Origin of the sequence: Mesorhizobium sp. M0998, assembly GCF_040318885.1 — a bacterium.
In the GTDB taxonomy this organism is placed as follows: domain Bacteria; phylum Pseudomonadota; class Alphaproteobacteria; order Rhizobiales; family Rhizobiaceae; genus Mesorhizobium.
In genome coordinates this window covers 168,114-181,333 of the sequence record NZ_JAMYND010000005.1, presented here as the reverse complement: position 1 = coordinate 181,333, position 13,220 = coordinate 168,114, and the positions used below count along the sequence as shown (strand labels likewise).

The following is a 13,220-nucleotide window of genomic DNA, read 5'->3' as shown; positions in this document are numbered from 1 at the left end:
GAGACGAGGCATGGTGCGAGCTCGGATCGCGTTCGCGGCGGCGGCACTGCTGTGCCCGATAACTGTCGCCCGCGCCGATGATAGCGCGATCATCGACCGCTGGTATTCGGCACTACTGATCGCCGACCGCACCGAATTGTCGGACCTGCTCGCCGACAACGTCCGCATCAAGCTCGACGACCTCGGCGTCGTGCAAAGCAAGCAGGAATTCATCGCCTCGATCGCCGAGTGGCAGGGCGCCGTCGCCGGGGCCGAAATCCGCCACCGGATCGAGAAGACGGAGGGCGGCGTCACCACTGTGATCGCCTGCTATGATTTTCCCAGCAACGACATGCTGATGCAGGAGACCTTTGCAGTCGCCAACGACCAGATCACCGCCAGTTCGCAAGCCGCGATCGCCGAAAACTGCGACGGCTACTGACGGAACCATGAACGGGACCCGCTGTTGCGCGCAACCGGCCGGCGCCTTACATCGGTGACGATCCGCTTCTCCCGCCACTCAGCGAAAGTTTGCCCATGCCGTCCACCGTCGACCTCGCCGCCCATCCGCTGACCGCATGGCAAGGGCCGCTCGGCCTGCCCGATTTCACGCGCATCGGCGACGGCGATTTTTCTCCGGTCTTCGACGCGGCCCTGAAGGCGCATGAGGCCGAGATCGAGGCGATTGCCGGCAACACCGGGACGCCGACCATCGACAATACACTTGCCGCGCTCGAACTCGCCGGCGAGGCTCTCGACCATGTCTCGTCGATCTTCTGGTGCCGCGCTGGCGCCCACACCAACGAGGCAATCCAGGCGCTGGAGCGCGACATTTCGCCGAAGATGTCGCGGCATTTCTCGGCGATCTCGATGAACGAGCGCCTCTTTGCCCGCATCGACGATCTCTATCAACGCCGCGAGACTCTGAAGCTCGATGCCGAAACGCTGCGCGTACTGGAAAAGACCTGGAAAAACTTCGTCCGCTCCGGCGCCAGGCTCGACGCCGAAGGCAAGAAGCGGCTCGCCTCGATCAACGAGGAATTGTCGTCGCTCGGCACCAATTTCGGCCAGAACGTGCTTGCCGACGAGCGCGACTGGGCGCTGTTCCTCGACGAGGCCGATCTTGCCGGCCTGCCGGAATTCCTGAAAAGCTCGATGGCGGAAGCCGCCGAGATGCGCGGCCAGAAGGGCCACTACGCCGTCACTTTGTCGCGTTCGATCTACGAGCCGTTCTCGACCTTCTCAGAACGCCGCGACCTGCGCGAGACAGCGTTCCGCGCCTTCATCATGCGAGGCCAGAATGGCGGCGCTACCGACAACACGGAAGTGGTGCGCGACATGCTGCGCCTGCGCGCCGAGAAGGCGAAGCTGCTCGGCTATCCTTCCTATGCCGCATTGAAGCTCGACGATACCATGGCCAAGACGCCGGAGGCGGTGCACGCGCTGCTCGATCCGGTCTGGGAAAAGGCGGTGGAAAAGGCCGCAAGCGACCAGGCCGAATTGCAGCGGCTGGCGGCCGAGGCCGGCAGCAACGAGAAATTCGCTGCCTGGGACTGGCGCTTCTATCAGGAGAAGCTGCGCGCAGAGAAATTCGCCTTCGACGAGGCCGAGCTGAAGCCGTATCTGCAGCTAGACCGCATCATCGACGCCTGTTTCGACGTGGCAACACGATTGTTCGGCATTTCTTTCGAAGAAAAGAAGGGCATTGCCACCTGGCATCCGGACGCCCGTGTTTTCGTGGTGAAGAATGCCGACGGCAGCGAGCGCGGCCTGTTCCTCGCCGATTATTTCGCGCGACCCTCGAAGCGCTCCGGCGCATGGATGAGCGCGCTGAAATCCGGCTACAAGCTTGGTCCTGGCTCCAAGCCGGTCATCTACAACATCATGAATTTCGCCAAGCCGCCGGCCGGCGAGGCAGCCTTGCTGTCGGTCGACGAGGCCAAGACCCTGTTCCACGAATTCGGTCACGCGCTGCACGGCATGCTGACCGACGTTACCTGGCCATCGGTCGCTGGCACCTCGGTCAGCCGCGATTTCGTCGAGCTGCCGTCGCAGCTCTATGAACACTGGCTGACGGTGCCGGCGGTGCTGGAAAAGCATGCGCTGCATATTAAGACCGGCAAGCCGATGCCAAAGGCGCTGGTCGACAAGATGCTGGCGGCACGCACCTTCGGCGCCGGCTTCGCCACCGTCGAGTTCACCGCCTCGGCGTTGGTCGACATGGCCTACCACGCCCGGCCGGATGCACCGGAACAGGCGCTTCGTTTCGAAGCCGAGACGCTCGAAAAGCTCGACATGCCTGACACCATTGCCATGCGTCACCGCACCCCGCATTTCGGCCATATCTTCGCCGGCGATGGCTATTCTGCCGGCTATTACTCCTACATGTGGTCGGAAGTGCTCGACGCCGACGCGTTCGCCGCCTTCGAGGAAACAGGCGATCCCTTCAATCCGGCGCTGGCCGAGCGGCTGCGCAAGAACATCTACGCCGCCGGCGGTTCAAAGGACCCGGAAGAACTCTACACCGCCTTCCGCGGCAAGATGCCTTCCCCGGAAGCGATGATGGCCAAGCGCGGGCTGGTGTGATGCATGCCCGCTCTTGTCACCGTTCTCTTTCCATCCTGATTGATCTCGGCTGTCATGGCGGCGGGTTGCGCACCGCCTGATCCGGTTTCCGCCGGTCCCGTTCGGCCTCGTTGGCTGCGGCCGCGTCGTTGAGGTGACCGCACTTAATGCGGTCTCCATCGTTCCGGCCGAAGGAGCCGCGTTCATGGCGGCGCTACGGGCTGTGCGGGGTTAGGCAACGACAGCTTGCCCGCTATGCTGATCGGCCGCTGCCGCATCCGGACCGCACCTTGCGACGACCGCTACGGAAACTCTCTGTCGCGAACTGGCAGCCCCGCCAACGGAAGGCGGGGCTGGTAAGTTGATTGTCCCGGCAAGCTTTTTTGCCAGGGCGATTGGCCTAGGCAGGCACAAAGCCAAAATAGGCTTTGTAGGAAGCCCCATCGCCGGAAATCAGGGGCGTTTCCACCTTGAACCCAATCCCGCTGAAGGTGGTATTGTTCGTGCGTGCCGCGAGCAACACCATCTGTTTTGCGGAGATGGTTACTGTCGCGCTCCCGATCCTGTCATCGCCCCAATCGAAGAGATCGCTGATGGCGCCGCCGATCGATGGCATCAAGGATCCCAGGGCCGGGCCGGCTATCGCGGCAATGATAGGTCCTGCCACCGGAATGAGGCCCAAAGCGAGCGTGCCCGCCGTATGGACGCCCATGACGATCTTCTGCACCTCGTCCTTGTATTTGTTGGGGTCGCCAAAATCGTTTTCCATCAGCACCGTGCCGATATTGATGCCGTAAGGCTTGCCTCGATAGATTTCCATAAGGTCGGGTCTTGTATCTCCGGCATCGACGTCGCCATAGACCTGGCTGCGCTTGGTGTCGGCGATCTGCGGCGTTGTCACGCTGACGATGACATAGGGTTCGTCCGCACTCGATCCCTGATCCCAGTCGGTCTCGCCGAAGCAATGGAGGCCGGTATAGTGGACGACGACATCTCGAAGGTCGATCGCGCCGGTGTCGGGCCACCAGTATATGCCGCCGTTTTCAAACAGATTGGCACGGCCACCATCGGCAAATTCGGTCTCGTCGGTCGTGGGATATCCCAGATATGACTGTTCCCAGCCCAGGCTCTCCCACTTCTTGCGGATGTCACCGTACACCACGTTGGCTCCTGTGTTCGGTGTCCAGTAGATCGAGCCGGCATTGGCAAAATGGTTGTAGCGCCCGACGCCGTCGGGAGTTCCGGTTTCGTCGGTGACCGGATAGCCGAGAACCGAGCGCTCCCAGCCCATTGCTGCCCATTTGCCGCGAATTGCCCCCCAAATCGCTTGAGCACCGGTATTCGGTGTCCAGTAGATCGAAGCGGTATTGTTGTTGAAGTGATTGTATCGGCCGACGCCGTCGGGAGTTCCGGTTTCGTCGGTGCAGGGAATGCCCCACGCGAGACCGCCAAGCGCAATCCACTTCCTGTAGATTTCGCCATGGATCTCAAAGGCGTCGTGCATGGCATCGTTGTAACAAATGCATGAGCCGTTCTTGAGATACCAGGCTTTTCCAGTGTCCTTCCTGTCGATCTCGGCGAAGCCGGCGCCTCCAAGGGAGTTGTACTTTTGCTGTATGACAGCTTCGGGCGAGAGGAGCGACCAAGGCCCGATCCTGAGCTGGTCGGAAAGTCTTGTGGCTCCAGCCCGGATGGTACCGGCACGCACTCTCGAAGTTGCTCTGGCAGTATACGGCATGACCTTTTCCTTCCTGTGAGTGTTGGTATCGGGGGCTTCAGGCCTCCGGCGATCGGTTTTGATCGACGAGCCGAGGTTCCCAGACCGCGACTTACGGACGGCTTACAGAGTTCCGAGCTGCGCCAGAGCAATTCCAGGAAAAGTGTGGAACGGTTTTCCGTCCGGAATTGCGCAAAAATAAAAATAAAGAGATAGAGCGGTTCGGCGTTTCGGTGAAACGATGACCGGTCTAGAGAAACGGGCGCACGAGCGAACGCAGCAAAGGCGAGGGCTCGTCATCGCCGGTCGAAGCGAGCGCGCGTTCATAGCGCCGGTAATCCTCGATGGCGCCGGCATGGTCGTTTCTGGAGAGGCTCTCCTGGATGAGCGTGCCATGGAGTTTGGCCGATTCCGGGTAGAAATCGAGCGCACGCCGGCACGCCTGGCGTGCCCGATCTGCGTTGCCTTGGCTCTGCCAGTGTTTGGCGACCCGCACGGCAAGCTCGACCAACCCGTCCCGCACCCGGTCGGCCGCGGCGTTCGACCAGGCGGGCGTCGGGCCATTCGAGAAAAGCGGGCCGACAAAGCCTTCCAGCAGTCTCTCCTGCTCCTCGATTGCGCTGTCTCTTTGGCCCGACAGAACGGGTTTCAGCCGGTCTTCCCAATCCTGCAGATCGATCCAGACCTTGTCGGCAGCGAGCCGCAAACGGCCCTCTCTCAGCGTTACGAGCTCGCCTTGCCCGAGCAATTTGCGCAGACGATGCAGCGCCTGCTCCAAGGCCGCTTTGGCCTGGTCGCCGTCGAGGTCGGGCCAGAGCCAATCCTGCAGGGTTTCCACCGAACAGACCTGATCCCTCGACAGGCAGATAATGCGCAATATGTCGAGAGCGCGGGTAGGTTTGGCACCGGGCGCGACCTCGGCACCATCGATCTCGAGGCGGAAGCCTCCCATCAAGTGGATCCTGAGCGGCCAAGGCCACTGGACGGGTCGGCCAGCGGGCGGGACCAGATATCGCGCCCGAACGACGCGGCGGCAGAGATCGACGTCGATCTTTCGCTCCAGCGCATCGGCGACCAGATCGGCCAATAGGTCCGGCAGGTTGAGCAGGATTGCGGAGGGGTTGACCTGGCGCAACACCTCCATGAATTCAGCCAGACGAGTGCCATAGGACGCGCCGCCTTTCCACTTCTGCTCCAGGGCCCGAGCGGCCAGAATGTTGAGTTCGACCCGCTGGCGAGGGCCGCCGCTCAGCCTTTCGACGATCTCCTGGAGTAGCGCAATGGCCTCCGCTGGACGCCGATCGGCCAGCAGGACCTGGTATTTGGTGACGTAATGCGGCCAGCGTTCGATCATCGGCTCATTCGCCCGCTCGATCGCATCCATGAAGGCATCGCAGTCGAGATAAGCCTTGACGAAGTCGCCGTTGCGCGTGTGCATCGCCGCGTGGCAGTCGGCGACTACAGCGACCTGGGTTGTGAACCTGCTGTCCGCGATCTCGCCCAGCCGGGAGACGAGCGCATTGAATTCCGAGAACCTGTTGTGAAGCTTCATCAGCAATTGAAGCTGATAGAGCGCGCTGAACTCGACGCCCCGTAAGGCGTGCTGCTCGCCTATCGCCGTTGCGCGTCGCAACGCATCCTCGGCCGAGGCATAGACAAAACCGCGCCGCGAATAGGGGAAGTAACGGCCGCTGGCCGAGCCAAAGGACACCAGCCACATGCCGAGCACCAGCGGCGGGATATCCGGATGTTCGAGATCGGCGGCAACGCTGTCCACGGCATTGGCAAAAATGTCGCGCTGCCCCGACGAGGTCGCGTAGTCGATGAGCGCTTCGCTTGCCAGCAGGCGCAACTCGACCGAATCCTCGATCGGCAGATGTGTCAGGCGCTGCTGGATATCATTCACGAGGCGCTTCGCGTCATGGGCGTCGAATTCGCCAGGTTCGGCGAAATCGACGGCCCGCAGGATGCCGAGCCTGACCATCATGAGTTCCTCCGGATCCAACTCCGGCAATCCCCTGGCAAGAAGCTGTGAGGCTCGGCGCGTCCAATCCGCCAGCCCCTCATGCGTACGCCAACTGGCGGTCTTGACTACGACCGCTCGCGCGACCGTCAGGCATTGGCCGCGCATGTCGGTGTTCTCGAATGCTTGCCATGCCTTGGAGAAGTGCGGTTCGGCCATACCATCGTCCGCTGCGAAGGCGACGCCCAGCCAATAATGGACCCACCCGTCCATCTGCTCGGGGGGCAGCCTGTTGCACCATTCGACGAAGCTGGCCCTGCGCCCTTGCGTGAGAACGCCGTTAGCGCACTCCAGAATGAGCTGGCGTGCCAGCGGCCAGGCGCCCGCCTGCAACGCCAGCACGATTGCCGCGTCGGTTTTGTCTGCCTCGTGCAGGACCTTTGCTGCCTGCTCGCGCAGCCTGGAACGGTCCGCTTCCGTCACGCGCCGGTCCAGTAGGCCGGCAAGGTATTCGCGCAACAAGTCATGCAGCTGGAAGGCGGCGCCGCCCGGACCGTCGCGCGTGATCAGCAGCTGGCGATGCTGCAGCCGCACCAGCAGGCGAGCAGCCTGCGGCGAGCCCAGAAACGCATCGGCAAGCTCCGTGCTGATCTCCGGCAGAACGTTGAGCCTGATAAGCAGATCCTGGTCCTCCGGCGCGATGTCGCGCAGGAAATAACGTCCGACAATCTCCCGAAGGCCGGCGCCCCCGGCAAGGCCGGTCTGCGAAAGCGGGTAGTACATTCCGGCGTTGGCCAGCAGGAGAAGGCCCACCGCCCAGCCGCGCGCCTCCGAAATGTCGCCGACCTCGGACGGCGATTGCGAGCGGGCGGTGACGAGGTTGCGAGCCTCCCCAGGCGAAAACTCCAGCAGCGTTTGGTTGAGCACCGGCAACTGTCCCGACAGCACGAGGTCGGCGACGTCGCCCTCAGGCAGCATCCGCGATGTGCAGATGCAGCGGACAGTGTTGGGGCGTTCGCGCAACAGGATCGCCAGCGTCCGGCGAAAGCCTGGCGCATCGGCACGATGCAGATCGTCGAGGACCAGGATCGTGCCCGGATCAAGCCGCGAGAAATAGGTGCGGAAGAACAGCCGCGCGAAATCGTCGGAATTGTCGGCATATTCCGGACCAAAGACCGGCATGCCGGCATGCCTGCCGTCGAGCGACAGCGTCAGATAGTGGAAAAGGCGCGCAACGTCCTGGTCCTCGGTGTCGACCCGATACCACTTGTACGCCGATTCGCCTTGCTTCAGGCCGCCTTGTTCCAGCCCGCCGTGTTCCAGAAAGTCGATCACCGCGGTCGTCTTGCCGTATCCACCAGGCGCCGCCAGCCAGCATGCACCGCTGTCGAGGGCCTGCGAAAGCAGCGCCACTACGCGCGGACGGCTGACAATTCCCACTGGCCGGGGTGCCGAGAGCTTTGCTATCTCGCGCGGCGCGTCCCGGAAGTATTTATCCATTGTGAGGACTCTCGCAGCGCAGTCGCCTCGCCAAAACAGGTAATCGGTTCGCCCGCAACAACAAATCGCCGGCCGGCGTTGTGCTCGCCTGACGTGCCGTTCTCGCCGGCAAGGTCGCGGTTATCCCTTGTGCGACATGATATGCGAAACCCCGACACTTACGTCGGCGGTGTGTCTTGCCATCACTGCGTTCATTCGCATTGCAATCGTCGCATAGCCGTTTCGTTCGTGGTCGGTAACTTCCGAGGGCTTGAAGAGCCAAGGAAGGGGTGCAACCTGCGCGTCGGCGAAATTGGCCGGCAGGTTCGATGGCAAGGCCTTTTTCCCTAAAGGCAGCTCTAGCCCAAGGTCGCTAAATTCCTCCTCGAGACTGGCGTGCAGGTGAGAAAGCACCACATAGATCGCCAGCTTTGATCTAGTCCTTTCTGTGTTGTTTTGATTGTACTCTTGAAGAACCTCATCGAACGATGGCGATACGTCGCTTTCCGCAGCGGTAGCTCGTGTTGCAACAGCACCGGCCAGGGTAGTCGCTGCCATTCCTGTAAGACCTACAAAATCACGCCTTGTCGTGCTGGTCATGGTGAATTCCCCTCGGTTTTGAAGACGGACCAAGTCTGGCAAGGACGAGGCGCAGTGGCAATAGGCCGCATACGCTACTGGTGTAGAGGGTCTTTACGTCGCCGATGTGAATCCACCCGGCAACGATAAGTGCCAAGCCGGCAGAGGCCTGCAATGCGTTCGCGAGCTTCGTCTGAGAGACGCCGCGAATCCAAGGAGGATTTCCTTGGAATTCATCCAGGCAAAGGGTCCGACAAAATCCGCTGGTGGAGCTGAGGAGGATCGAACTCCTGACCTCGTCATTGCGAACGACGCGCTCTCCCAGCTGAGCTACAGCCCCGTCCAGCGGATGGGGCTTTTATCGGCCGCTGCGGTTTCCTGTCAAGGCTGCGCTTGCTGCCGAAATGCCGCTCGGCCGTTCGTGCGCCCTCGCCCATGCGGCAGAAGGCGGCTCTTGCCGCTTTCACCTACAGTGGCTACATGTCGGCAACAATCGGAGACCGGCATGATCGCCCTCATTCAGACCATTGTCATGGCGCTTGACCTTTACTGGTGGATCATCATCGCCTCGGCGATATTTTCCTGGCTCTACGCCTTCAACGTCGTCAACTCCCGCAACCAGTTCGTCGACACCATCAGCAACATGCTCTATCGGCTGACCGAGCCGGCGCTGCGGCCGATCCGCCGCTTCATGCCCGACCTCGGCGGCATCGACATCTCGCCGATCATCCTGCTGCTGATCCTGTTCTTCATCCGGCAGTTCCTGCTCACCACCGTGCTTTCGCTGGTCGTCTGAGCCCAGGGCGTCGATGAGTGCGCCGTTCCGCACGCGCGCCGACGGCATCGACCTGTTTGTCCGGCTGACGCCGAAATCAGCGATGGACAGGCTGGAAGGCATCGAAACATCGGCGGATGGACGAAGCCATCTGAAGGCTCGCGTCCGCGCCGTGCCGGAAAACGGAGCCGCCAATCGAGCGCTGGAAAGGCTGGTAGCCAAGGCGCTTGGCGTGCCGGCATCGGGCGTCTCGATCGCTGCCGGCGGCACAGCTCGGCTGAAGACGCTGCGCGTGCTTGGCGATCCCGCGGCGCTGGCGAAACGCATCGATACGCTGGGCACACCTGCGCCATGATCTCGGCTGGCTCACTTACCCGCAAAAAAAGGCCGGGCTGCAAAGCCCGGCCAGATGTGAAGGTCGAAAACCTTCAGAGGGGAACGCGCCGGACGAATGGGAGGAAACATCCGACGCGCATTGCATATGGGTTGGCGTCGGCGACGTTTCAATGAGGTCGGAGGAAAGCTCAATGACCACTACTCGAGTCCTATTCTTCGATGTTCTGGGAACCGTCGTTGATTGGCGCAGCGGTATCGCAAGGGAGGCCGGCGCCTTCCTCGCGCGAGTTGGTGCAGAGCAGGTCGATCCCGGTGAATTCGCCGATGCGTGGGCGTCGCGCTATGACGCCTCGACCGAGGCGGTGCGGACGGGGCAGCGGCCTTTCGTGTCACTTGACGTAATCAACAGGGAGAATCTGGACGCCACCCTCGTCCAGTTCGGGCTGGCCCCATCCGAGCTGCCGACCGCCGAACTTGAGGAACTCAACCTCGCCTGGCACCGGCTGGAGCCGTGGCCCGATTCGCTGAAAGGCCTTGCGAGGCTAAAGGAACGCTTCATCATCGTGCCCTTATCAGGGGCCAATACCCGGCTGTTGCTGGATATGGCCAAGCGCGCCGGCCTGCCTTGGGACACCGTCCTTGGCTCGGATGTGTTCGGCACCTACAAGCCTGCGCCGCAGGCTTATCTCCGCGCAGTGGAGATCCTGGGGGTGCGACCTGCGGAGGCCGTGTTAATCGCCGCGCACAATGACGACCTGGCCGCGGCACGAAGGTGCGGTATCGGAACCGCCTTTGTTGCTCGGCCAAAAGAGCATGGCCCGGCGCAGACGACCGATCTCTCGCCTCTTGAGAGCTGGGACTTTGTGGCCGACGACCTTGTCCATCTCGCCCAAGTTCTCCCGTAGGCCGAGGGCAGAAAACCTAAGCGATGTCGTCGCGAATGCAGGCGTTCAGATGGCCCTCGGCTGTCGCCCTCAGCGGCGGTACAGCCCCGGCGCAAGCTTCCAGCGCGAACGGGCAACGGGTTCGGAAAACGCAGCCCGACGGCGGGTTTGCCGGGCTTGGAATATCGCCTTTGAGCACCTGCCGGCTTTGCCTGGCCAGCGGATCGAGCGACGGAATGGCTGACAGCAGCGCGCGCGTGTAGGGATGCTGCGGCCGGGCATAAAGCTCGGCCGCCGGCGCAACCTCCATGATGCGCCCGAGATAGAGCACGATGACCGTGTCGCAGATGTACTCGACGACAGCCAGATCGTGCGAAATGAACAGCATGGTCAGGCCGAGCCGGAGCTGCAGGTCGCGCAACAGATTGATGATTTGCGCCTGGATCGAGACGTCGAGTGCCGAGACCGGCTCGTCGGCAACGATGAATTCCGGCTCGAGCGTCAGCGCCCGGGCGATGCCGATGCGCTGGCGCTGGCCGCCCGAAAATTCATGGGCGTAACGGTCATAGGCGTCGACCGGCAACTCGACCGCGGCAAGTGCCTTCTCGGCCTTCGCCCGCCGCTCGGACTTCTTGCCGATGCCTTGAATGTCCAGGCCTTCGGTGAGGATCTGCCCGATTGTCATGCGCGGCGACAGGCTGGCGAAGGGATCCTGGAAAATATACTGCATCTTGCGGCGCTGGCGGCGCAACTGGGCGGCACCCAGCCTGGTGATGTCGGTGCCGTCATAGTTGATTTGGCCGGATGTCGGCTCGATAAGACGCAGCACCGAGCGGCCGATCGTCGTCTTGCCGGAGCCGGATTCGCCGACCAGGCCGACCACCTGGCCACGCCCGATATCGAAAGAAATATCCTCCAACGCCCTTACGACGGGTCCGCGCGAGAACGCTGTCGGCGCAAAATGCTTGGTCAGGTTTTTGACAGCGAGGAAAGGGGCGTCGGCCATCAGAGTTCCTCCCAGCGCAGGCAGCGGCTTTGCTGGGTCGGCGTCGCCGCAAACAATGGAGGGACCGCGGCGCGGCAGGCAGGGATAGCCATCGGGCAACGCGGCGCGAAGGAACAGCCCATGGGCAGCAAGGCGAGCGACGGAACATTTCCGGCAATGGTCGGCAGCGGCGTTCCCGCCGCCTTCAGCGCCGTGGCCTGGCCGAGCCGCGGCACCGAGCGCATCAACCCTGCCGTATAGGGATGGCGCGGACGGGTGAACACCTCGCTCACCGGACCCGATTCGACGATACGCCCGGCATACATCACCGCCACCCGGTCGGCGATTTCGGCGACGACTCCGAGATTGTGGGTGACGAACAGGATGCCCATGCCGCGCTGCGCCTGCAGGTCGGCCAAAAGATCGAGGATCTGGGCCTGGATGGTGACGTCCAATGCGGTTGTCGGCTCGTCGGCGATCAGCAAACCAGGATCGCAGGACAGGGCCATGGCAATGGTGGCACGCTGGCGCATCCCGCCCGAAAGTTCGTGCGGATATTGCCGCGCCCGCCGCTTCGGATCGGGAATGCCGACCTGTTCCAGCAGCCGCACCGCATCTGCTTCTGCCTCGCGGTGCGATTTGCCGAGATGGATGCGGATCGGTTCGGCGATCTGCTCGCCGATCGTGTAGACCGGGTTGAGGCTGGTCATCGGCTCCTGGAACACCATGCCGATCTCATTGCCGCGTATCTTGCGCAGCGATTCGGCATCGAGGCTGGTCAATTCGGTGACCGTGCCGTTCTTGCGCCGCAGCGCGATCGACCCCTCGGCGATATGTCCGACCCTTTTCGGCAACAGGCCGATGATCGACAGGCTGGTGACGGACTTACCGGACCCGGATTCGCCGACGAGCGCCACCGTCTCGCCGGAGCCGATCGTCAGGTCGACATCCGTTACCGCCGCGATGTCGCGCCCCGCGATGCGGAACACCGCGCGCAGGCCGGAAATCGAGAGGATCGGCGCGACACTCAGCGGAGCAGCCCCACGTCGCGAAGGATCATGTCGACCTTCGCGGTTTCTTCCTCGTTCAGGCTGCGTTGCGGCCGCGCCATGGTGTTCGAGGCGATGATGCCGAGGCTCTTCATCGCCGCCTTGAAGGCGCCGACGCCGGCCGAGCCGGCGCTAGTCCTGCCGAGCGAGATCCAGACGATCTCGAACAGTTTCAACAATCGCTCCTGCTCCAGGCGGGCTTCGGCATGCTGGCCCGCCTGCGTCAGCTTCCACAGCCTGACATAACCATGCGGGTCGACATTGGCGAGGCCCGGCACGACGCCATGCGCACCCATCGCCAGCACACTGTCGACCAGGATCTCGGAACCGGTCATGCCGAAAAAACTGGGATCGTCGGCCATGTCCTTGAGCACGTAACGCAGATTGCCGTCATCGCCGCTGGAATCCTTGATACCCGCAATGGCGCCTTCCCTGGCGAGACCGACCATGGTCTTGCGCTCCAGCTTGACGTGGACACAGACCGGGATGTCGTAGGCGATGACCGGAATGTCGATCGCATCCTTGATATAGCGGAAGTGGTCGCCGATCTCCGGCTGGCTGGTGCGGGTATAAAACGGCGCGGTGACGACGATGGCGTCGGCGCCGGCCGATCTGGCGATCCGGGCGTGGTTGATGACGCGGTCGGTCGTCGGGTCGATGACCCCGGCGAAGATCGGAACCCGGCCGTTATTGACCTTGACCGCGTGCTCGAGGACGGCCCTGCGGCCCGCCTCGTCGTGGAAGACCACCTCGCTGGTCGAACCGAGCACGAACAGCCCGTGAACACCGCCGTCGAGCAGGTTCTCGATGGTGCGGGTGAACGACGGAAAGTCGATGCTGAAATCGGCATTGAGCGGGGTGACGACAGGTGGCACGACGCCGGTAAACAGGGGCATTTTGATAAACCTT

Annotated in this window: 11 protein-coding genes and 1 tRNA gene; 5 read left to right on the top strand and 7 right to left on the bottom strand. The window is 62.5% G+C overall.

Going from position 1 to position 13,220, the window contains the following annotated elements; genetic code table 11:
• Positions 1-10 precede the first annotated feature (10 nt).
• Both NKH59_RS07145 and NKH59_RS07140 read left to right on the top strand, forming a co-directional pair.
• On the top strand, positions 11-421 hold the full coding sequence (locus NKH59_RS07145) for a nuclear transport factor 2 family protein (protein WP_352470724.1): 411 nt from the start codon (positions 11-13) through the stop codon (positions 419-421).
• Positions 422-510: 89 nt separating this feature from the next.
• Complete coding sequence (locus NKH59_RS07140; protein WP_352767472.1) at positions 511-2,565, top strand: M3 family metallopeptidase; 2,055 nt, start codon at positions 511-513, stop codon at positions 2,563-2,565.
• A 379-nt stretch (positions 2,566-2,944) separates the two neighbouring features.
• Here the strand turns inward: NKH59_RS07140 and NKH59_RS07135 are convergent, their stop codons facing one another.
• From NKH59_RS07135 to NKH59_RS07120, 4 genes are all read right to left on the bottom strand, one after another.
• A complete protein-coding gene (locus NKH59_RS07135; RefSeq protein ID WP_352540887.1) occupies positions 2,945-4,282 on the bottom strand; it encodes an LGFP repeat-containing protein in 1,338 nt (445 codons plus the stop codon).
• Positions 4,283-4,511: 229 nt separating this feature from the next.
• Positions 4,512-7,724 carry an AfsR/SARP family transcriptional regulator gene (locus tag NKH59_RS07130; RefSeq protein WP_353021405.1) on the bottom strand — a complete coding sequence of 1,071 codons (3,213 nt, stop codon included), beginning with the start codon at positions 7,722-7,724 and terminating at the stop codon, positions 4,512-4,514.
• Between the two features lie 120 nt (positions 7,725-7,844).
• On the bottom strand, positions 7,845-8,303 hold the full coding sequence (locus NKH59_RS07125) for a hypothetical protein (protein ID WP_352767469.1): 459 nt from the start codon (positions 8,301-8,303) through the stop codon (positions 7,845-7,847).
• Between the two features lie 243 nt (positions 8,304-8,546).
• A tRNA-Ala gene (locus tag NKH59_RS07120) sits at positions 8,547-8,622 on the bottom strand.
• A gap of 165 nt (positions 8,623-8,787) precedes the next feature.
• Here NKH59_RS07120 and NKH59_RS07115 point away from each other — a divergent pair.
• From NKH59_RS07115 to NKH59_RS07105, 3 genes are all read left to right on the top strand, one after another.
• Positions 8,788-9,078, top strand: a complete 291-nt coding sequence (locus NKH59_RS07115) for a YggT family protein (RefSeq protein WP_023678162.1) — start codon at positions 8,788-8,790, stop codon at positions 9,076-9,078.
• A 13-nt stretch (positions 9,079-9,091) separates the two neighbouring features.
• Entirely contained in the window at positions 9,092-9,412 is a 321-nt protein-coding gene (locus NKH59_RS07110) for a DUF167 family protein (RefSeq protein ID WP_352470731.1), read from the top strand.
• A gap of 172 nt (positions 9,413-9,584) precedes the next feature.
• On the top strand, positions 9,585-10,298 hold the full coding sequence (locus NKH59_RS07105; protein ID WP_353013900.1) for a haloacid dehalogenase type II: 714 nt from the start codon (positions 9,585-9,587) through the stop codon (positions 10,296-10,298).
• Between the two features lie 16 nt (positions 10,299-10,314).
• On the opposite strand, the gene NKH59_RS07100 is transcribed toward NKH59_RS07105, so the two are convergent.
• From NKH59_RS07100 to NKH59_RS07090, 3 genes are read right to left on the bottom strand one after another with little or no spacing between them, the layout of a single operon-like run.
• Positions 10,315-11,283: an ABC transporter ATP-binding protein gene (locus tag NKH59_RS07100; RefSeq protein WP_353013898.1), complete on the bottom strand. Its 969-nt coding sequence runs from the start codon at positions 11,281-11,283 to the stop codon at positions 10,315-10,317.
• Complete coding sequence (locus NKH59_RS07095; RefSeq protein WP_353013940.1) at positions 11,283-12,293, bottom strand: ABC transporter ATP-binding protein; 1,011 nt, start codon at positions 12,291-12,293, stop codon at positions 11,283-11,285. Before NKH59_RS07095 ends, NKH59_RS07100 begins: the two co-directional genes overlap by 1 nt.
• Complete coding sequence (locus NKH59_RS07090) at positions 12,290-13,207, bottom strand: dihydrodipicolinate synthase family protein (protein WP_353013896.1); 918 nt, start codon at positions 13,205-13,207, stop codon at positions 12,290-12,292. Before NKH59_RS07090 ends, NKH59_RS07095 begins: the two co-directional genes overlap by 4 nt.
• Positions 13,208-13,220 lie beyond the last annotated feature (13 nt).